Annotated in this window: 14 protein-coding genes; 11 read left to right on the plus strand and 3 right to left on the minus strand. The window is 73.5% G+C overall.

The window, feature by feature from the left end; all coding sequences use genetic code 11:
- The first annotated feature begins 65 nt into the window (after window positions 1-65).
- The 3 genes from ACPPVS_RS13635 to ACPPVS_RS13645 all read left to right on the plus strand — a co-directional run bounded on the left by ACPPVS_RS13635 (window position 66) and on the right by ACPPVS_RS13645 (window position 6,967).
- Window positions 66-851 (plus strand): ABC transporter ATP-binding protein, encoded by a 786-nt coding sequence (locus ACPPVS_RS13635; protein WP_426592794.1) that lies wholly within the window; start codon window positions 66-68, stop codon window positions 849-851.
- Window positions 851-3,370: an ABC transporter permease gene (locus ACPPVS_RS13640; protein WP_426592795.1), complete on the plus strand. Its 2,520-nt coding sequence runs from the start codon at window positions 851-853 to the stop codon at window positions 3,368-3,370. The genes ACPPVS_RS13635 and ACPPVS_RS13640 overlap by 1 nt, the downstream gene beginning before the upstream one ends.
- Before the next feature lie 78 nt (window positions 3,371-3,448).
- Window positions 3,449-6,967 carry an FtsK/SpoIIIE domain-containing protein gene (locus ACPPVS_RS13645; protein WP_426592796.1) on the plus strand — a complete coding sequence of 1,173 codons (3,519 nt, stop codon included), beginning with the start codon at window positions 3,449-3,451 and terminating at the stop codon, window positions 6,965-6,967.
- Here ACPPVS_RS13645 and ACPPVS_RS13650 read toward each other — a convergent pair.
- The gene (locus ACPPVS_RS13650) at window positions 6,952-7,350 is read right to left on the minus strand and encodes a hypothetical protein (protein WP_426592797.1); all 399 of its coding nucleotides are present in this window, start codon (window positions 7,348-7,350) and stop codon (window positions 6,952-6,954) included. The genes ACPPVS_RS13645 and ACPPVS_RS13650 overlap by 16 nt on opposite strands.
- A 419-nt stretch (window positions 7,351-7,769) precedes the next feature.
- Here ACPPVS_RS13650 and ACPPVS_RS13655 point away from each other — a divergent pair, with 419 nt between their 5' ends.
- Window positions 7,770-8,018, plus strand: coding sequence for a WhiB family transcriptional regulator (locus tag ACPPVS_RS13655; protein ID WP_028044865.1), 249 nt, complete (start codon window positions 7,770-7,772; stop codon window positions 8,016-8,018).
- Window positions 8,019-8,258: 240 nt separating this feature from the next.
- On the opposite strand, the gene ACPPVS_RS13660 is transcribed toward ACPPVS_RS13655, so the two are convergent.
- The gene (locus tag ACPPVS_RS13660; protein WP_426592798.1) at window positions 8,259-9,746 is read right to left on the minus strand and encodes a sensor histidine kinase; all 1,488 of its coding nucleotides are present in this window, start codon (window positions 9,744-9,746) and stop codon (window positions 8,259-8,261) included.
- Between the two features lie 97 nt (window positions 9,747-9,843).
- Here ACPPVS_RS13660 and ACPPVS_RS13665 point away from each other — a divergent pair, with 97 nt between their 5' ends.
- The 5 genes from ACPPVS_RS13665 to ACPPVS_RS13685 all read left to right on the plus strand — a co-directional run bounded on the left by ACPPVS_RS13665 (window position 9,844) and on the right by ACPPVS_RS13685 (window position 15,224).
- A complete protein-coding gene (locus ACPPVS_RS13665) occupies window positions 9,844-10,347 on the plus strand; it encodes a DUF2505 domain-containing protein (RefSeq protein ID WP_426592799.1) in 504 nt (167 codons plus the stop codon).
- Between the two features lie 352 nt (window positions 10,348-10,699).
- Complete coding sequence (locus ACPPVS_RS13670) at window positions 10,700-12,004, plus strand: ABC transporter substrate-binding protein (protein ID WP_426592800.1); 1,305 nt, start codon at window positions 10,700-10,702, stop codon at window positions 12,002-12,004.
- 100 nt (window positions 12,005-12,104) lie between these two features.
- Window positions 12,105-13,112: a carbohydrate ABC transporter permease gene (locus tag ACPPVS_RS13675; RefSeq protein ID WP_426592801.1), complete on the plus strand. Its 1,008-nt coding sequence runs from the start codon at window positions 12,105-12,107 to the stop codon at window positions 13,110-13,112.
- Window positions 13,109-14,068 (plus strand): carbohydrate ABC transporter permease, encoded by a 960-nt coding sequence (locus tag ACPPVS_RS13680; RefSeq protein WP_426592802.1) that lies wholly within the window; start codon window positions 13,109-13,111, stop codon window positions 14,066-14,068. The genes ACPPVS_RS13675 and ACPPVS_RS13680 overlap by 4 nt, the downstream gene beginning before the upstream one ends.
- Before the next feature lie 127 nt (window positions 14,069-14,195).
- Window positions 14,196-15,224 (plus strand): LacI family DNA-binding transcriptional regulator, encoded by a 1,029-nt coding sequence (locus ACPPVS_RS13685; RefSeq protein WP_426592803.1) that lies wholly within the window; start codon window positions 14,196-14,198, stop codon window positions 15,222-15,224.
- Between the two features lie 70 nt (window positions 15,225-15,294).
- Here ACPPVS_RS13685 and ACPPVS_RS13690 read toward each other — a convergent pair whose 3' ends face one another.
- A complete protein-coding gene (locus ACPPVS_RS13690; protein WP_426592804.1) occupies window positions 15,295-18,543 on the minus strand; it encodes a bifunctional proline dehydrogenase/L-glutamate gamma-semialdehyde dehydrogenase in 3,249 nt (1,082 codons plus the stop codon).
- A gap of 141 nt (window positions 18,544-18,684) precedes the next feature.
- On the opposite strand from ACPPVS_RS13690, the gene ACPPVS_RS13695 reads away from it, so the two are divergent.
- Together ACPPVS_RS13695 and ACPPVS_RS13700 are read left to right on the plus strand one after the other, a co-directional pair.
- Window positions 18,685-19,953 (plus strand): Glu/Leu/Phe/Val family dehydrogenase, encoded by a 1,269-nt coding sequence (locus ACPPVS_RS13695; RefSeq protein ID WP_426592805.1) that lies wholly within the window; start codon window positions 18,685-18,687, stop codon window positions 19,951-19,953.
- A gap of 46 nt (window positions 19,954-19,999) precedes the next feature.
- Window positions 20,000-21,058 carry an LLM class flavin-dependent oxidoreductase gene (locus tag ACPPVS_RS13700; RefSeq protein WP_426592806.1) on the plus strand — a complete coding sequence of 353 codons (1,059 nt, stop codon included), beginning with the start codon at window positions 20,000-20,002 and terminating at the stop codon, window positions 21,056-21,058.
- Window positions 21,059-21,085 lie beyond the last annotated feature (27 nt).

Here is a 21,085-nt window from a genome sequence, read left to right on the forward strand (position 1 = left end):
CCTGATGTGCTGGGCACAGCCTGCTCCCTAGCGTCGAGCACGTACCCGACCGAAGGAGCCCGTCCGTGGACACGACCGTCTACCGCCCGATCGAGCAGCCGCCCGCTGCGCCCGCGTCGAGCGCCCGCAGCCTGACCAAGGTGTACGGCCGCGGCGCCGCGCAGGTGCGTGCGCTCGACGGGGTCGACGTCGAATTCGCCGCCGGGGCCTTCACCGCGATCATGGGTCCGTCGGGCTCCGGCAAGTCGACGCTGATGCACGTGCTGGCCGGTCTCGACCAGTCCACGTCGGGCACGGCCTGGTTGGGCGAGACGGAGATCACCGCGCTCGGCGACGACGCCCTGACCCGCCTGCGACGCGACCGGGTCGGCTTCGTGTTCCAGTCGTTCAACCTGCTGCCCATGTTCACGGCCGAGCAGAACATCCTGCTGCCGCTGGAGCTCGCCGGGACGGCCGTGGACCGCGAGTGGTTCGACACGCTCGTCGAGACCCTCGGGCTCGGGCAGCGGCTGACGCACCGGCCGAGCGAGCTGTCGGGCGGCCAGCAGCAGCGGGTCGCGATCGCCCGGGCGCTCATCGCCCGGCCGGAGGTGGTGTTCGCCGACGAGCCCACGGGCAACCTCGACTCACGCTCCGGCGCCGAGGTGCTCAGCTTCCTGCGCCGGTCTGTGCGCGAGCTGGGCCGCACGGTCATCATGGTCACGCACGACCCGACCGCAGCCGCCTACGCGGACCGGGTGGTCCTGCTGGCCGACGGCCGGATCGCCGGGGACATCGAGAACCCGACGCCGGAGTCCGTGCTCATGGGCCTCGAGGCGCTGCGCACGCTCGACCAGGCGGCGGTCCGCTGATGCTGCGCCTGACGCTCGCCCAGATGCGCCGCAGCCTGGGCCGGCTGTCCGCCGCCGCGGTCGCCGTCGCGATCGGCTCGGCGTTCCTCGCCGCGACGCTGATCGCCGGCGGCGTCATCACGCGCACGGGGTACGACGCCCTGACCGCCACCTACGCTCACGCCGACGTCGTCCTGCGCGGCGCCCTGACGCCGCTCGAACGCAGCACGGTGGCCAGCGACCCCCACGTCGCCGCCGTGGACATCCTCGACCCCGTCACCCTCGAGCTCCGCCACGCCGGCCGGGTGCGGGCCCAGAACCTCCTCACCGCACCCTCGGACCCGCGGCTCGCCTCGCTGACCATCGCCCACGGCGCCGCCCCGGTCGACGCCGGCGAGATCGCCCTGCCCGCGGACACCGCGGCCGCGCTGCAGGTCGGCGTCGGCGACACCCTCGACGTCGCGCCGCTCGGCTCGGGCGGGCGTGGGTCGTTCTCCGCTCGCGTCGTCGGCATCACCGACGACCCACGGCACGCCTGGTCGCAGTCGGGGGGCGCCGGCCTGATCACCGTCGCGGACCTCTCGAGGTTCGAGGACCTGTCCACCAGCCCGACGACGCTGGTCGCGGCGGCCGACGGCGTCTCCGCCGCCGAGCTGCAGGTGGCGCTCGCCCCGCTGGTCGGTGACGATGCCCGGGCGCTGACCCGCGACCAGGCCGCCGCGGAGGCCGTCGAGCGACGCACCGGCGGGAACGTCCTGGTCACGGCGGTGCTCGGGTTCGCCGCGGTCGCCATGCTCGTCGCGGCCCTGGTCATCGCCAACACGTTCCAGGTGCTCGTCGCGCAGCGCACGCGGACCCTGGCCATGCTGCGCTGCGTCGGGGCCAGCAAGCGGCAGCTGCGGGACTCCGTGCTGCTCGAGGCCACCATCCTCGGCCTGGGGTCCGCCGTCGCGGGGGTGGTCGCAGGGTCGGTGCTCGCGCAGGCAGCGCTCACCGTCCTGAACCGAGTCGACCTCGGCGTCGCGCTCCCGGCGACGATCAGCATCACGCCCGCCGTCGTCCTGGTGCCGCTCCTGGTCGGCACGCTGGTCACGGTGCTCGCGTCGCTCGTGCCGGCGCGCGAGGCCACCCGCGTCGCACCCGTCGCCGCGCTGCGGCCCGTGGACGCTCCCGTGGTCGGTGCCCGCACGGGGCGCATCCGGCTGGCGGTCTCGTTGCTGCTCGCCGTCGGGGGCGCCGGACTCCTCCTGCTCGTGGTCGTGGTGTCCGGGCGGAACGGGTCGGCCTCGGGTCCCCTGCTCGGGCTCGGGATGCTCGCGGGCGCCACCTCGTTCGTCGGTGTGCTGCTCGGCGCGGTGTTCTGGGTGCCCAAGATCGTGGCCCTGCTCGGTCGCGGCCTGGCCTCGACGGGGACGAGCGCTCGGATCGCTGCGGCGAACACCGTGCGCAACCCACGGCGGACCGCCGCGACCAGCACGGCCCTGCTCATCGGCGTCACGCTCGTCGTGATGATGAGCACCGGTGCGGCCAGCGCGCGCACGACGATGAACCGCGAGCTCGACGCGCGCTACCCCGTGGACCTCGTCGTCGACGGCCGGCTCGGGGACGGCTCCGTGCGGATGAACGAGGACGACGTGCGACGCGCGCTCGGCGGCGTCGACGGGATCCGGACGATGGTGGCCGTGCGCACGGCCGAGGTCCAGCTGGGCGACACCGGGATCCTGGCCGCCGCCGTCGATGGCGACGCCGCCACAGTGGTCCGCGACCGGTCGCTGGTGGACGGTCTGACCGACGGCACCCTGCTCCTGCCGGCGTGGGCGAAGGACGACGGCGTGCCGACCGGTGACGTCACCGTCTCGCTCGTCACCTACGACAGCGACGGCACGGCGACGACGAGCGGGTCACCGGTGACGGTGCGTGCGGTGCCGACCGACCTGGGCGGGACCTCGGCGCTCGTCACGACCGCGACCCTCGACCGGATCGCCCCCGACGCGCCGGTGTCCGCGATGTGGCTCTCCCTCGACCCGGGTGCCGATCCCGGCACGGTGCTGCAGGACGTCCGCAACGCGCTGCCCGGCAACGCGCTCGACATCACCAGCGCCGCCGCGCAGCGCGTCAGCAACGACCGGGTGGTCGACTCCGTGCTGGGCATCGTGCTCGGGCTGCTCGCGGTCGCCGTCCTCATCGCGCTGATCGGCGTCGCCAACACCCTGTCGCTGTCGGTCCTGGAACGGCGCCGCGAGTCGGCGACCCTGCGGGCGATCGGGCTGTCCCGACGCCAGCTGCGGTGGATGCTCGCGGTCGAGGGGATGCTCATCGCGGGGGTCGGCGCGCTGCTCGGGGTGGGTCTCGGGCTGCTGTACGGGTGGGCCGGTGCCGAGGTGGTCTTCGGCAGCATCGGCAACGTCCTGCTCACCGTGCCCTGGCGCGACCTCGGGCTCGTCCTGCTCGTCTCCGTCGTGGCCGGGCTGCTCGCGTCGGTGCTGCCCGGGCGCGCCGCCGCTCGCACCTCGCCCGTCGCGGCGCTGGGCGTCGACTGACGCGACCACGGCCCCGCCGCCGGCACGCGTCGTCTTCAGGGGCGCCCACCGTCCCGGCGTTCGGGGCATCGTCGCCGGGTGCGCGTCACCCTCCTCCACCCCGACCCCGAACGCGGCGCCGGAACCGTCACCACCGACGTCGACGTCGTGCCGGGCACCGTGCTGGCCGACCTGCGGCCGGGGCTCGCCCGTGTCAGCGGGCACCCCGCCTGGGCCGGGACCGGGCACCGGCTCGCCGTCGCGGACCAGGTTCTCGACGAGGCCCACGTGGCCGGCCAGCCGCCCCTCGTGCACGGGTGCGTCCTGAGCCTCGGGCCGGTCGCGCGTCCGTCGGCCGAGGAGGCGCTCCGCCTCGACTGGCACGTCGCGGTGGTCGCCGGACCCGACAGCGGCGTCCTGGTCGGGCTGCCCGATCGCGTCCGCGTGGCGATCGGGCCGGGGTTCACGGTGCGGCGTCGCGGCGACCGGGTCCGGGCCAGCACCGGCCGCCGCTCGCGTCGCTGGCGCGCCTGCGCCGAGCGAACCGTCGGCGCGGTCACCTATGCCCTGCGTCCTCGCACCCCTGCGGCGGTCGACGCTCCGACGCCCGCGGCCGCGCGCCCGGCGGTCGCGACGTGGCTGGCGCCGCTGATCGGGTCGGCCGCGCTCGCCGTCGCGGTCCACCAGCCGCTGCTCGCGCTCGTCGGCCTGGTCGGTCAGCTGGGCGCCGTGCGCCTGCGTCGGCGGCGACCGCGCCCGGCCGTCCTCCCGATCACGGACCCCGCGGGCCTCGTCGCTGCGACCGTCCGGGCGCGGCCGGACGACGAGCCGGTCGAGGCGTCGGTCCCCTGGGACCCCGGCGGCACGGTCGCGGTCGTCGGCCCGCGCGCACTCGCGCTGCCCGTGGCCAGGGGCGTCGTGCTCGCCGCGCTGGGCACGCACCTGCGCGGGTCGCTGGTCGTGCGGAGCGGCCGTCCGGACGACTGGTCGTGGTGCGTCTGGGCCGGTCGGTCGCCGGGCGAGCTCCCGGGTGACGACGACCTCCCGTCGGTCGTCGTCGTCGACGATCCCTCCGATCCCGCGGCCGTGGCGCGCTGGAGGTCGACCGCACCTGCCGGCCAGCGGGTGGTGCTCCTGGCGGCCAGCGCCGCCGACGTGCCGGCGTGGTGCCGGTCCAGGATCGAGGTGTCGCGCGGCTCCGTGCGGGTGCACGACCCGGACGGCCGGGTCTCCCCCGTGCCACGGCGGGCCGTCAGCGTCCCCACGGCCGAGTCCCAGGTGCGACGGGCCGCGGGGTTGCGGGCGGCGCTCGAGGGCGGCGCCGACGTGCCGGCGCGAGCCACGCTCGGCGCTCAGCCGGGCATCCCGGTTCCGGCGCCCGCCGCGCTCGCCGCGGTCTGGGACCTGCCGCGGCCCGGGTTGGTCGTCGCGCTGGGCACCGGTTCCGCCGGCCGGCCGGTGGCGGTGGACCTGGTGGCCGACGGACCGCACGCGCTGATCGCGGGCACCACGGGCGCGGGCAAGTCCGAGCTCCTGACCACGATCGTGCTGGCGCTCGCCCTGACGCACCCGCCGGACCGTCTCTCGATCCTGCTGGTCGACTTCAAGGGCGGCACCGGGCTCGGCGCGGTCGCCGGCCTGCCGCACGTGCTCGAGCACGTCACCGACCTCGACGCGGCGCACGCCACCCGGGTGCTCAGCGGGCTGAGGGCCGAGCTCCGCCGCCGCGAACGAGTGCTCGTGGCCGCCCGGGCGCGCGACCTCGACGAGCTCGACCCGGCTGCACCGGACACGCCCGCGCGACTGCTCGTCGTGGTGGACGAGCTGCGGGCGCTCACCGAGGACGTCCCCGAGGCCGCCGCCGCGCTGGCCCGGCTCGCGGCGCAGGGGCGGGCGCTCGGTGTGCACCTCGTGCTGGCCACCCAGCGGCCGGCGGGCGCGATCGGCGCCGACCTGCGCGCGAACGTCAGCCTGCGCGTCGCCCTGCGGGTCGCGGACGCCGCGGACTCGGCGGACGTCCTCGACGCCCCAGACGCCGCGGCGATCGACCCGCGCACCCCGGGTCGCGCCCTGGTGCGCCGAGGCTCGCGCGCGCTCGAGGCCGTGCAGGTGGCCCGTGCCACGACCGAACCGGCGGTTCCGCCCGTCCGGCTCGCGCCGCCATGGGGCTCGACGGAGGCACGGTGGACGCCGCCGACCACGGCCCGCGACCCCGACGCCGTCCCCGCGTGGGTGGCCGCGGCGGTCGGCGCCGCGGCAGGCCGGCCGGTCCGGCGTCGACCGTGGCTGCCCGCCTTGCCGGCCGTCGTCGCCTCGCACGAGGTCGGGGCCGGTCCCGGTCTGGCGCTCGCGGTCGCGGACCTGCCCGACGAGCAGCGCCGTGGGTCCGTCCGCTGGGATCCCGCGGCCGGGCACCTGCTGGTGCTCGGCGGACCACGCTCGGGCCGGTCGACGACGCTGGTCGCGGTCGGGTCGGGTGCCCTCGCGCAGGGCCGCGGGGTGCACGCGGTCGGTCTGTCTGACGAGGCGATCGCCGGGCTGCGGGCCTGCGACTCGCACGGCATGCTCGGCAGCACGCTGGCGGTCGACGACGCCGTGGAGACGGCGCGCCTGCTCGAGCTCCTGGACGGCGCCGGCGGCCTGCTCCTGCTGGACCGCGTCGACCTGGTGCTCGCTGCCCTCGGTGAGGTCGCGCGTGGTGCGGGCGCCGACCGGCTGACGGCGCTGTGGCGGGGTGGTCGGTCGGCCGGCGGCGTGGCGCTCGCGGCGACGGCCGACGTCGGCGCCGTGGCCGCGCAGCACGCGGGTGCGTTCCGGGACCGGTTGGTCCTCCCCGTCGCCGACCCCCTGCTCGACTCGCTCGCCGGTGTGCCGCCGGCCTTCGCCGGCGCGCGCGCGACGCCCGGACGCGCCATCCATCTGGGCCCCGCCGGCCCGCAGCTCGTCCAGGTCGCGCTGCCGCCCGAACCGGTGGATCCGCCGGCAGCGCCCGACCCGTCGGTCGTCCGCGTGCGTCGGCTGCCCCGGACGGCTCGCCGGGCACCCGCGAGCTCAGGCGTTCCGGGCTCGTGGCAGGTGCCGCTCGGGCCGGGTGGCGACGACGCGTCGCCGGTCGGCGTCGAGGTGTCTCGGGGTCTGCTCGTCGCGGGTCCGCCGGGCTCGGGTCGCAGCACGGCGCTCGCCGTCATCGGGCACGGCCTGGTCCGTGCGGGGCACCCCGTGCTCTGCCTGACGAGCGGCTCGGCGGCGCCGGTCCTGAGCGGCTTCCCAAGGATCGAGGCGACCCGCGTCGGCGAGGTGGGCGGTGCCGTGACGTTGCTCGTCGACGACCTCGACGAGCTCGAGCGGGAGCACCCGGACCTCGTCGTCGCGGCCCCGGGGGTGCGGCTCGTCGCGACCAGCACCTCCCAGGCCGCGGCGGGCGCCTACCGCGGCGCGCTGCCCGGGCTCCTGCGGGGCCGACGCGTCCTCGTCCTCGATCTCCACGACGCGGCGTCCCTCGAGCTCGTCGGCCCCAGGGCCCGCTGGCTGGCGGAACCGGGCCGGCGCACGGTCGGACGCGGCGCGCTCGTGACCGGCCGCGACGTGATCCCCGTGCAGGTCTACGACCTCGACTGAGGCTCCGGCGGGGGCGTGGTCGCGCGGACGACCGGCGGCAGCAGCAGCCCGCACCCGATCGCACCGGCGATCACGATGACGACCGACGCGGCCGCAGGCTGCGCGCCGAACTCGAACACCGCGAGGCACACGAGCAGGATCTGCCACATGATGACCGGGGAGCGGGCCCAGCGGCGCCGGTTCCACAGCCCACGCGCGCACAGGCCGAGGAGCCCGGCGACACCGAGCGCGCACACGGTGAGGAATGCCGTCGCACCGGGCATCGACGCCCGCCCGCGCAGGAGCTCCGCCGCCAGCGCGAGCCCCAGCCCGGCGAACGCCGCAGCCTCCAGGACGATCAGGCAGCAGACGACGAGCAGCACGGGCGGTCGGGTTCCGGTCACGCGACGAGCCTAGAGACTGCCGGGGCAGCAGCTCGTCGCGGCGGACGGTCGGACATGCCACCGCGTATCGGGGCGCCGGTCTCCCGCTCCGCGATACCACGTCGCCGAGGCGTCTCAGAACACCAGGTGTTGCGAACGGGGAGGTCAGACCGGGCTTCTGACCTGGACATACGTCCTACATAGCCTCCGACCTGCGACGACGCCGTGACGTGGCTCACCCACGGTCTCGGGACAGGTGTGACGAACGCCTCAGTCGTTACCGACATGAAACCTTCCCGTAACCCCTTGTGCGGACGCCGGACGGATGTGACCCTTGTGAGAGCACCACAAGCCCCCCGGCAACCACCCCCCGATTTCGTGTTGTGTCCCGCGCGCCCAGACCCCGGGCGCCGGACCGACGCGTGCCTAGGAGAGAACTCATGGATTGGCGCCACCGCGCGGCGTGTCTCGACGAGGACCCCGAGCTGTTCTTCCCGATCGGGAACACCGGACCCGCCCTGCTGCAGATCGAGGAGGCCAAGGGCGTCTGCCGCCGTTGCCCCGTCGTCGACACCTGCCTGAAGTGGGCGATCGAGACCGGCCAGGACGCGGGCGTCTGGGGCGGCCTGTCCGAGGACGAGCGCCGTGCGCTCAAGCGCCGCACCGCGCGCCAGCGCCGCGCCGGCTGACCTCGAGCGACTCCGAACGCCGCGTACCCCACGGGTGCGCGGCGTTCGTGCGTCCGCAACCTGCACGTACCGGCCCGACCCGGCTCGCCGCTGCGACCCGCCGCCCACCGCACCTGCCCGACCGGGCCGTATGCGCGCGCCTCGGGACGCGACGACTGGTGAACGAACCCACGTCAGCGCGCGCCTGGCGGGACGCGACGACTGGATGAGCGTGCCCGCGTCGCGGGCGGCAACGACTAACTAGATGAGCGAGCCCGCGTCGCGGGGGGCCCGCAACCGCGCCTCGATGACGACCGACGTCCCGCCGCCCTCGCGGCTCGACCACGCGATGGTGCCGCGCATCTCGTTGGTGACCAGGGTCGAGACGATCTGCGTGCCCAGCCCGGAGCCGGCGCCGTCCGCGCGGTCAGGGGGCAGGCCGGAGCCGTCGTCGGCCACCTCGACGCGGATGACGTCGTCCTGCCGGTCCACGATCACCTCGACGGTCCCCGACTCGCGGCCCTCGAACCCGTGCTCGACGGCGTTGGTGACCAGCTCGGTGAGGATGAGCGCGAGGGCCGTGGCGTCCTCCGCCGGGATCGACCCGAACGAGCCCCGCACGGTGGTCCGGACGTGGGCACCCTCGGTGGCGACGTCGGCGGCGAGGCGCAGGCTGCGGCCGACCAGATCGTCGAACGGCACCGACTCGTCGAGCGTCTGCGACAGGGTCTCGTGCACGAGGGCGATCGTCGCGACGCGGCGCATGGCCTCGCCCAGCGCCTCGCGCGCCTCGGGGCTGCTCATCCGCCGCGACTGCAGCCGCAGGAGCGCCGCCACGGTCTGCAGGTTGTTCTTCACGCGGTGGTGGATCTCGCGGATCGTGGCGTCCTTGGTGATGAGCTCGCGCTCGCGCCGCCGCAGCTCGGACACGTCACGGCACAGGAGCACGGCGCCGACGCGCTGGGCGTGCTCGGTCAACGGGACGGAGCGCAGCGACAGGGCGACGCCCCGCGACTCCACGTCGACCCGCCACGGCGCGCGGCCCATGAGGACCAGCGGCATCGACTCGTCGACCGTGTCCTCCTGGGAGATGAGGTCCGCGGTCACCTCCACCAGCGAGCGGCCGACCAGGTCCCCCACGACGCCGAGCCGGTGGAAGCAGGACAGCGCGTTCGGGCTGGCGTAGAGCACCTCGCCCTCGGAGTTGAGCCGCACGAGCCCGTCGCCGACGCGCGGTGCGCCGCGGCGCGGGCCGGTGGGCGCGTCCGGCGCGGGAAACTCCCCGCGGCCGACCATCGCGAAGATGTCGTCGGCGGCCTCGACGTAGTTGAGCTCGAGGCGGCTGGGGGTGCGCGCGCCACCGAGGTTGGTCTGGCGGGCGAGGACGGCGATCGGCCGGCCGTTGCGCACCACCGGGACGGCCTCCTCGCGCACCGCGTACGAGCCGAACCAGCGGGGCTCGCGCGAGCGCTGCGCGGCGCGCTCGTCGAGAGACCGCTGCAGCTGCGGGCGCTGACCCTCGGGCGCCGAGGACCCGACGACGTCGTCGTAGTGCACGGTGGCGCCGGTGGAGGGACGGCACTGGGCGACGGCGATGAAGTCGCCGTCGGCGGTGGGCAGCCAGAGCACGAGGTCCGCGAACGCGAGGTCCGAGAGCACCTGCCAGTCGCCCACCAGGAGGTGCAGCCACTCGAGGTCAGGGCCGTCGAGCGCCGCGTGACGAGCGACGAGGGTGCTCAGTGTGGACACGGGACAAGGGTAGGTGGCGCGAGGTCCGCCCCGGACCCGGACGCCGGACGGGACTCGGCTACCCTCGAACGACCACCACGCATCAGAAGGATCTCCCGTGCGACTGAACGTGACCCTGGACCTGCCGACCGGAGCCCATCACGTGGCCCGCCTGCTGAGCGATCCGGAGTACGTGCACGCGAAGGTCCGGGCGAGCGGCGCGCTCGAGCAGCACGTCGACATCACCGGGTCGCCCGAGGCGGCGTTCACGGTCACCACCCGACGGTCGCTGCCGACCGACACGATCCCCTCGCACCTGCGCAGCTTCGTCGGCAGCAGCATCGACGTCCGACAGGTGGAGGCCTGGGAGGCGCCGGAGTCGGACGGCTCGCGGATCGGCACCGTGGCGCTGGACATCGTGGGGGCTCCGGTCCGGCTCAGCGGACGCACCCGGCTGGTGCCCGCCGGGCCCGACGCGAGCATCGTCAGCTACGACGGCGAGCTTCGCTCGACCGTCCCGCTGTTCGGCGCCGCGATCGAGAACGCGACGGCCGGTGCTGTGCGGGCCGCGCTCGAGGTGGAGCAGGACGTGGCGCGCCGATGGATCGCCGACCACGCGTGAGGCGGGCGTGACCACGCTCCCACGATCGGGTTCACCAGGTCACAAACGGCCCGTCAGGCCCGTAACGATTCGGTAACGCGTCCTTCGCGGTAAAGATCCTCTGACCTGCACGTCTACAAGCGTGGGATCGCTACCACGGCATCACGACACGTCCGGCTGCTTGACACCCGGTGGGCCTCCGACGACAGTTCTCCGCAACGCGTGGGAACGCTCCCGCACTCTGCGGATGGGAGCGTGACCACGCCGGGTCCACCAGGCCCACCCGGGGTCCGACCACGCACCGCGGCGTGGCGCGACCACGGGAGCCCTCGGGTTACGGCGAGGACGCCGTCCGACTGACAAGGGAGTCATTGTGCGCAAGACCTCTAGCAAGATGTGGGCGGCAGCTGCGGGTGTCGCCAGCATCACCCTGCTCGCCTCGGCGTGTTCCTCCGGCGGCGGCAGCAGCGACAACTCGTCGTCGTCCGCATCGTCGGACGCGCCCGTCACCCTCAAGGTGGCGACGTTCAACGAGTTCGGGTACGCCGACCTGTACACGGAGTACATGAAGCTGCACCCGAACGTGAAGATCGTCAGCGACAAGGCTGACACGTCGGACAACGCCCGTGCCGCCGTCGAGAACTCGATCGCCACCGACACGGTGACCGACGACATCGTGGCCGCCGACGGCGACTGGATGCCCGAGCTCATCTCGTCCTCCAGCTTCTTCGCGGACCTCGGTTCCGACTCCGTCAAGGACCGCTGGCCCACGTGGAAGACGGACATGGCCACGGACGGCGACGGCAAGCTGATCGGCTACGGCACCGACTCCGGTCCCGAGGCCATCTGCTACCGCAAGGACCTGTTCGACAAGGCCGGCCTGCCGAGCGACCGCGAGTCCGTCGCCAAGCTGCTGACCGGCGACTGGGACAACTACTTCAAGGTCGGCCAGCAGTTCATGGCGAAGAACACGGGCGCTGCCTGGTTCGACTCCATCGGCGCGCTGTCGCAGGGCATGATCAACCAGCTCGCGGCCCCGTACGAGGACCCGAAGACCGGTGACATCACCGTGCTCAACGACGACTCCAAGGCCAAGGCCGTCTACGACCAGCTCACCAGCCCCGAGGTCCTCGCCGAGTCGGCGCACCTCGGCCAGTGGTCGCAGGACTGGACCGACGCGTTCAAGACCGACGGCTGGGCCACGCAGCTCTGCCCGCCGTGGATGACGCAGATCATCGCCGGCAACGCGCCCGACCAGACCAACTGGGACGTCGCGGACGTCATGCCCGGTGGCGCCAGCAACTGGGGCGGCTCCTTCCTCCTGGTTCCCAAGGGTGGCAAGAACGTCCAGGCCGCGACCGACCTGGCCGCATGGCTGACCGACCCGGCGCAGGCCGCGAAGGTGTTCGTCCAGTTCGGTAACTTCCCGAGCCAGACCAAGGCCACCACGGACGCTTCCGTGACCGGCAAGACGGACGCCTACTTCGGTGGCGCTCCGACCGGGAAGATCTTCTCCAACCGGTTCGCCCCGATCTCGAAGCAGCCGTTCCGCGGCGAGAACTACTTCCCGATCAGCGCCGCTCTCAGTGACGCCTACACCCGGGTCGACGTCGACAAGACCGATGACGCCGCCTCGTCCTGGGCCAAGTTCGAGACCGCGGTCAACGACCTCGGCTGACGACTCGTGAGCACCGGGGCCGGGCGTGGGCCTACCCCGCCCGGCCCCGGTGTGCCACCGTCGTCCTGCTCGACACACCCCAGCACCTGAAGGACCCGCCATGACCAGCACCCGAACCCCGCAGCTGCAGGGGTCCCCGGCCGGAGATGCGAAGCTCCGGACACCGCGCCGCGCCGGCTTCTCGCAGAGGATCGGGCGCTGGGACGTCAAGGTCTCGCCCTACCTGTACATCTCTCCGTTCTTCCTGCTCTTCATCGTCACCGGCCTGTTCCCGCTCCTGTACACCGGGTTCGTCTCGGTGCACGAGTGGGGCCTCATCAAGGGCCAGGGCGACTACGTCGGGCTCCAGAACTTCACGACGGTCCTGCAGCAGCAGATCTTCTGGAAGGCCGTCCGCAACACCCTGTCGATCTTCCTGCTGAGCTCGATCCCGCAGATCGCGATGGCCCTCGTCATCGCCGCGCTCCTCGATGCGAACCTGCGGGCCAAGACCTTCTGGCGCATGGGCGTCCTGGTCCCCTACGTGGTCGCACCGGTCGCCGTCGCCCTGATCTTCGGGCAGATGTTCGCCGACCAGTCGGGCGTCATCAACCAGATCCTGCGTGACCTCGGCATCCCCACCGTGCGCTGGCACTCGCAGGTGCTGGCCAGCCACATCGCGATCGCGACCATGGTCAACTTCCGGTGGACCGGCTACAACACCCTCATCCTGCTCGCGGCCATGCAGGCCATCCCGCGGGACATCTACGAGGCCGCGCTGATCGACGGCGCGAACCGCGTGCGGCAGTTCTTCTCGGTCACCATCCCGATGCTGCGCCCCGCGATCATCTTCGTGATCATCACGTCGACCATCGGCGGCCTGCAGATCTTCGACGAGCCCCGCATGTTCGACCAGTTCGGGCGCGGCGGCTCCGACCAGCAGTACCTGACGCTGACCAACTACATCTACCAGCTGGGCTGGGCGCAGAAGAACTTCGGTCGCGCCGCCGCGGTGGCCTGGTTGCTGTTCCTGATCATCGTCGCCATCGGCATCGTCAACTACCTCATCACCCGCCGGATCTCCTCGGAGCAGCAGGGCGGCAAGAAGCGGAAGAAGGTCCGGGCATGAGCATCCTGAGCGCCGGACAGGGTGGCGAGATGGGCGGTACGCCGTCGGTCGCCTCGATCGAGCAGTTCGCCGGCAAGGGCGCCGCACGCAGCGCGGCCCGCAAGCGGGGCCGCACGCCGGAACCGGGCGGCACGCAGCGCCGGCCGCGATGGGTCACGTACGTGCTGCTCACCATCGTGGTGCTCATCGCGTTCTACCCGCTGTACTACGCGTTCCTGCTGGCGTCGTCGACGGCACCGGACATCGCGCGGCACCCGATCCCGTCGCTCATCCCGGGTGGGCACTTCTTCGAGAACGTCAACCGGGTGCTCAACTCGGGCGTCGCGTTCTGGAAGGCCGTCACCAACTCGGTGATCATCGCCGTCGTCACGTCGCTGTCGGTGGTCCTGTTCTCGACGCTCGCCGGGTTCTCGTTCGCCAAGCTCCGGTTCCGCGGTCGCGGGCCGCTGCTGGTGTTCGTCATCGCGACCACGGCCGTCCCCACGCAGCTCGGCGTCGTGCCGCTGTTCCTCGTCATGAAGCAGCTGCACTGGATCGGCCAGATCCAGGCGGTCATCGTGCCGGGCCTGGTCACCGCGTTCGGGGTGTTCTGGATGACCCAGTACCTCGAGCAGGCGCTGCCGTACGAGCTCATCGAGGCCTCCCGCGTGGACGGCGCCTCCATGATCCGGACGTTCTGGAGCATCGCCCTGCCTGCTGCGCGGCCCGCGGCCACGATGCTCGCGCTCTTCACGTTCGTGGCGTCCTGGACCAACTACTTCTGGCCGTTCATCATCCTGGGCGGTACCAACCCGACCTTGCCGATCGCCCTGCAACAGCTGCAGGCGACCTACTTCAAGGACATGTCGTTGATCATGGCCGGCGTCGTCCTGTCGGTGATCCCGCTCCTGATCCTGTTCGTCGTGGCCGGCCGTCAGCTCGTCGCCGGAATCATGCAGGGCGCCGTCAAGGGTTGACGGTCACGGGCTGAGCATCCGTGACAGGCTGACGCGACGACCCGGAACACTGGTCCCGCGCGTTGGCCGGGCAACGCCGTCGCTGCTCACGCAGCCAAAGGAGGGAAGACCAACGGTGGTCGAGAACGTGACGCAACAGATCGAGGACGGGCGCCCTCCGGCGCCCACGCTCGAGCAGGTGGCGGAGCGCGCAGGGGTGTCTCGCTCGACGGCGTCGCGCGCCATCAACGGGGGCCTGCGGGTGTCCCCCGAGGCGCAGGCCTCGGTCGAGCTGGCCGTCGCCGACCTCGGCTACACGCCCAACCGTGCAGCCCGGTCGCTGGTCACCCGACGCACCGACTCGATCGCCCTGGTGGTGCCCGAGCCCGACGAGCGCGTCCTGTCGGACCCGTTCTTCGCCGGCACCCTGAACGGCCTGAGCACGTCGCTGGCCGACTCCGACGTCCAGGTGGTCCTGGTCATCGCCCGACCCGGCGAGTCCGAACGCACCGTGCGGTACCTGCGCAACGGGCACGTCGACGGCGCGATCGTGGTGTCGCACCACCGCAACGACGAGCTCGATCGCGCGCTGCAGGCGTCCCGCGTGCCCAACGTGTTCGTCGGCCGGCCGCTGTCCGCCGACGACCGTGGCGTCCAGTACGTCGACACGGACAACGTCGAGGGTGGCCGGATCGCCACGCAGCACCTCATCGAGCGCGGCTACAAACGCATCGGCACCATCGCCGGCCCCCAGGACATGTCAGGCGGGATCGACCGTCTGGCCGGCTGGCGCAGCGCCATGGCGGCGGCCGGGATGGCCGACGACGCGATCGCGTACGGCGACTTCACGCTGGCATCCGGCACGGCCGCCGCACGCGAGATCCTCGCCCGGTTCCCCGACATCGACGCCCTGTTCATCGCCTCCGACCTCATGGCCGCCGGCGCGCTCGGCGTGCTGGCGGAGCAGGGCAAGGAGGTGCCCGGGGACGTCGCCGTCGTCGGCTACGACAACCTCGGCGTCGCCGCGTCGACCGTCCCGCCGCTGACCAGCGTGATCCAGCCTGTCGTCGCCATGGCCCGCGCCGCAGGCGCCCGCCTGCTCGCCCAGCTGAACGGCGCACCCCCGACCGAGCCCCTGATCTTCGCCCCGGAGCTGGTCATCCGCGCCTCGGCGTAGGCCCGAGCGTGCCGTTGCGCGGGTCGTTCACGCGCGCAACGCACACGTCGTGGACCTGGGGCGGACTCGCTCAGGCGCTCTCGGTCGACGGCGGAACGTGGCCGAAGCGGTGCAGGGTGCGGCTGACGGACTGTTCACGGACGACCGTCAGGAGCTCGCGGGCGGCGCTGGCCACGACCGGGGCGTCCAGCACCGTCACCTCCCCCAGACGCGTCACGGCGGCCTCCCGCAGGCCCGGTGCGTCACCGACCACGCGGACGCGGCCCGTGACCCACCCGTCGCGGACGCGAGCGGCGAACCGCTCGTGCGGCTCGGTCTGGATCGTGCTGACGGTGACGCGCACGCCCGCGGTCGCGGCCGCGTGCCGGACCCTCGCGACGTGCGACGCCCGCGCGCCGTCGCCGACCCGGACGGTCAGCAGCGGGACGGGTCGGTAGCGCAGGATGTTCGCCTCGACGCGCAGGGCGGACGGGTCGTGTCCGAGCGAGAAGTCGGACGCCCAGACCCGGTCGTCGTCGGCCGCCGCCCAGGCGAGCCACGCGTCCTCGGGCGTGGGGACGTCGGGCCCGTCGGACCATGCCCCGATCTGCGCGACGTACGCCGGCCCACCCGCCTTGGCGCCGGGCCCGACGGTCGAGGCCTTCCAGCCGCCGAAGGGCTGGCGGCGCACGATCGCGCCCGTGATGTGCCGGTTGATGTACGCGTTGCCCACCTGGACGCGGTCCAGCCAGCGCGTGATCTCGGCCTCCTCGAGCGAGTGCAGCCCGCCCGTGAGGCCGAACGGGACGGCGTTCTGGGCATCGATGGCGGCGTCCAGGGTCTCGACGAACATGATCCCGAGCACCGGCCCGAAGCACTCGGTGGTGTGGAACCAGGAACCGCTCCGGACGCCGAACTTCACGCCCGGCGACCAGAGCCGGCCCTCGTCGTCCAGGCGGCGGGGCTTGATGAGCCAGGACTCCCCCTCGTCCAGCGTCGTCAGCGCGCGCAGCAGCTTGCCGCTCGCCGGTTCGGTCATGGGGCCCACCAGGTTCCCCAGGTCGGTCGACGGGCCGACGCGCAACGACGAGACCGCGTCCGCGAGCTGACGGCGCAGGCGGTCCGAGCGGCCGGCGGTGCCGACGAGGATCGCCAGCGACGCGGCCGAGCACTTCTGACCGGCGTGCCCGAACGCGGACCGCACGAGGTCGGCCACGGCCAGGTCGACGTCCGCGGACGGCGTGATGACCAACGCGTTCTTGCCCGAGGTCTCGGCGAGCACGTCGAGCGACGGGCGCCATCCGGCGAACAGGCGGGCGGTCTCGATCGAGCCCGTCAGCAGGACGCGGGCCACCGAGGGGTGGGTGACCAGGTGCCGGCCGACCTCCCCCTCCGGGCTGAGCACCACGGTCAGCGCGCCGGGCGCGTCCAGCCCGCGCTGGATCGCGGCCATCGCCACCTGCCCGCACAGCGGCGTCTGCGGCGCGGGCTTGACCAGCACCGGGCTTCCCGCGGCCAGCGAGGCGAGGACGGAGCCGACCGGGATCGCCACCGGGAAGTTCCAGGGCGGGGTCACGACGGAGATGCCGACCGGCGTGTGCACCGCCCCGCGGACCTGGGCGAGAGCGGCCGCGGAGTCCGCGTAGTAGCGCGCGAAGTCGACCGCCTCGCTGACCTCCGGGTCGGCCTCGGCCACGGTCTTGCCGGCCTCGTGGACCATCGCGGCGACGAGGTCGGCGCGGGCCTCCTCCAGCGACTCGGCGACCCGGAGCAGCGCCTTCGCGCGGTCGGCGGGAGACACCGACGCCCACGCCGGAGCCGTCGCGACCGCGCGTGCGACGAGCGCGTCGACCTCCTCGACGGTCGAGACGACCACCGCCCCCGGCGGCGGCTCGATCTCGCGCTCGACGATGCCCCGCGCCCACGCCCGCGCCAGGGCGGCCGCGGGGTCGGTGTCCGACGTGTTCGCGAAGGCGTCGGAGAAGTCCAGCGGCGGTCGGGCCACCCGGCGCGCCTCGATCGACGGAAGGAGCCGGTCCCGGTACGCGACGACGAAGGCGGCCTCCTGGGCGTCCATCGCGGCCTCGTCGGCGAACAACGCGTGCAGGAAGTTCTGGCTCGCGGCGTTCTCCTCGAGCCGACGCACCAGGTAGGCGATGGCGACGTCGAAGTCGCCCCGCGCGACCACGGGCGTGTAGAGCAGGACCGAGCCGACCGTGTCGCGCACGGCCCTGGCCTGCGCGGGGGCCATGCCCTGCAGCATCTCGACGTCGAGCGCCTCGCCGATCCCGCGCTCCTGCGCGATCAGGTGCGCGGCGGCGACGTGGAACAGGTTGTGGCTGGCGACGCCCACCCGCAGGTGCCGGGTCCGCTCCGGCGACAGGGCCCGGTCGACCAGCCGGAGGTAGGCGGCGTCGACCTCGGCCTTCGTCGTGTACGGCGCCTGCGGCCAGCCGTGCAGCTCGGACTCCACCTGCTCCATCGCGAGGTTGGCACCCTTGACCAGCCGCACCTTGAGGCGGGCGTCCCCGGACCGGCCCCCTGCGACGGACGTGAGCTCGTCGAGCGCGTCGGACGCGTCGGGCAGGTAGGCCTGCAGCACGATCCCCATCGGCGCGTCCGCGAGCTCGGGGTCGGACGCGAGCCGCTCGAACACCCGGACCGTCAGCGCGAGGTCTCGGTACTCCTCCATGTCGAGGTTGAGGAACGTCCCGCTCCGGGCGGCCGAGAGGTACAACGGTCGCAGCCGCTCGACCACCCGCGCCACGGACCCCTCGGTGTCCCAGGTCGAGAGCTGGCTGGCCACCGCGGAGACCTTCACCGACACGTAGTCGACGTCCGGTCGCTCGACGAGCGCCGTCACCCGGGCGAGCCGGGCGACCGCCTCGCGCTCGCCGAGCACCGCCTCCCCCAACAGGTTCAGGTTGAGGCGGAAGCCGTCGGCACGCGTCCGGGCGAGGTGCTTGGCCAGCCCCGGACCGTCGTCGGCGACCAGATGGCCCACCAGCGACCGCAGCCGCTCGCGCGCCGCGGGGACGACGACGGACGGCATCCTCGGCCCGATGCGTGACCCGATCCCCAGCAACGCCTTGTCGGCGCGGCCCAGGAACCCGGCGGAGGAGGCCGAGAGCTCGGCCAGCTCGCGCGCCGCCACGCGGACGTCCTGCGGCCGGGCCACCCGGTCGACGAACCGCACGGCGAGCTCGAGCCCCTGCGGATCGGCGACGAGTGCCGCGAGCCGCTCGGTCGTCTTGCGCTCGTGGGCCGACTGCCCCTGCGCGGTCGCCGTGAGCCACTCGCGGGCGAGCCGGACCGCATCGTGCGTGACGTCCTGCGACATGCCGCTCCTTCGTCGGGAATCCGCCCAGTCTCTGCCCTCGGCAGCCGGAGGGCCAGATCAGTGAGCCCGTAGCGTGGACGCCGGCGGCTCGCCCCTCGGGCGTCCCGTGCGCGCGCGGCGTGAGATGACAAGGTGTCCCACGTGACGGACCTCACAGACACCCCAGCACCCGCCAGCCCGCTCGACACCGCCAAGGCGCAGCTCGCGTCCGCGGTCGAGATCCTCGGCTACGGCGAGGGCCTGCACCAGATGCTGGCCACGCCGCGCCGCGAGATGAACGTGGCGGTGCCGCTGCGGCGCGACGACGGTGAGGTCGAGCTGTTCATGGGGTACCGCGTCCAGCACAACATCTCCCGGGGGCCGGGCAAGGGCGGGCTGCGGTACTCCTCCTCGGTCGACATCGACGAGGTCCGCGCGCTGGCCATGTGGATGACGTGGAAGTGCGCGGTGGTGGACGTGCCGTACGGCGGCGCCAAGGGCGGCGTGACCATCGACCCGCGGCAGCACTCGATGCAGGAGCTCGAACGCGTGACGCGCCGCTACACCAGCGAGATCATGCCGATCATCGGTCCGGAGCGCGACATCATGGCGCCGGACATCGGGACCAACGAGCAGACCATGGCGTGGGTGATGGACACCTACTCGGTGAGCCAGGGCTACACGATCCCGGGCGTCACCACCGGCAAGCCCGTGGCCGTCGGCGGCTCGCTCGGTCGGGCCACGGCCACCTCCCGCGGCGTGGTGCACGCCGCGGCCGCGGCGCTCGGGGACGCCGGCGTCCAGCTCAGCGAGGTCAGCGCGGCCGTCCAGGGCTTCGGCAAGGTCGGGTCGCACGCGGCCCGGTTCCTGCACGACGCCGGGACGCGGGTGGTCGCCGTGTCCGACGAGACCGGCGGGGTGTTCCGCAGCGACGGCCTCGACATCGCGAAGCTGTTCCGGCACGTCGAGCTGACCGGCCACGTCGTCGGCTTCGACGGCGGCGACCCCATCGACAACACCGAGCTCCTGGCCCTCGACGTCGACGTGCTCGTCCCGGCGGCGGTCGAGGGCGTCCTGGACGCCGAGACCGCGGTCAACGTCAAGGCGCGCTGGGTGGTCGAGGGCGCCAACGGGCCGACCACCAGCGAGGGCGATCGCATCCTCGGCGAGCGCGGCGTCGTCGTCGTGCCCGACATCCTGGCCAACGCCGGCGGCGTCGTCGTGTCCTACTTCGAGTGGGTGCAGGCCAACCAGGCGTACTGGTGGACGGAGCGCGAGATCGAGGACCGTCTGGAGCACCGGATGATCACGGCCCACCGGGCCGTCGCCGCGCTCGCGCAGGCTGAGTCGATCTCGCTGCGCGACGCGGCGCTGACGATCGGGGTCCGACGGGTCGCGGAGGCGCACCAGATCCGGGGCCTCTACCCCTGAGGGAGTACCCGAGGCGCGCCGAGCGTTACGACTCGACGTGACTCCCGTGCCTCTCTCCGTCCTCGACACCGCCCCCGTCTCGGTCGGCCAGTCCTCCGGCGACGCCCTCGCCGCGTCGACGGCCCTGGCCCGCACGGCCGAGGAGGCCGGCTACCTGCGGTTCTGGGTGGCCGAGCACCACTCCATGGCGGCCGTCGCGTCCACCTCGCCGGGCGTGCTGCTCGCGCACCTGGCGGCCTCCACCGACCGCATCCGCGTCGGGTCCGGCGGGGTCATGCTGCCCAACCACCCGTCGCTGGTGGTGGCGGAGCAGTTCGCGATGCTCGAGGCGCTGCACCCCGGCCGGGTCGACCTCGGCATCGGCCGTGCACCCGGCGCCGACCCGATGACGGCCGCCGCTCTGCGTCGCACGGTGGACGGACTGGGTGCCGACGACTTCCCGGCCGAGCTCATCGACGTGCTCGTCCTGCTCGGCGTCCCGGTGACCGGTCACGCCGGTTCGCTACGGGCTTCCCGTCTCTCCGCGACGCCCGCCGCGACCTCGGCCCCCGAGGTCTGGCTGCTCGGCTCGTCGCTGTTCAGCGCCCAGCTGGCCGGCCAGCTCGGCCTGCCGTTCTCGTACGCGAACCACTTCAACACCGGGCTCACGCTCCAGGCCGCCGACGCCTACCGCACCTCGTTCCGGCCGTCGGCCGTCCTCGACAGCCCGCACCTCATGGTCTCGGCGTCGGTCCTCGTGGCCGGGTCCGACGAGGAGGCGCTCTACCTCGCCGGCCCCAGCCGCGTGATGGCGCTGTCCCTGCGGTCCGGCCGCCCGCTCGGCCCGATCGTCTCCCCCGACGACGCCGCCGCGGTGCTGGGCGAGATCGACACCGTCCAGGCGGCGGAGTTCTTCGAGAAGTTCCCCGGCACGCAGATCGCGACGACGGCCGACCGCGCCGTCGACGAGCTGGCCGCACTGGTGGACCGCACGCAGGCCGACGAGCTCATGCTCACCGGCACCGCCTTCGACCTCGCCACCCGCCAGCACACGATCGAGGCCGTCGCCGCCCGCTGGCCGGCCGTCGTGGCGCCGGTCGGCGCGCAGACGACCGCACGCCCCTAGCCGCACCCCGAACGGGTGCTGCCCCGC

The sequence above is a fragment of the Cellulomonas sp. McL0617 genome (assembly GCF_049994875.1).
GTDB lineage: Bacteria > Actinomycetota > Actinomycetes > Actinomycetales > Cellulomonadaceae > Cellulomonas.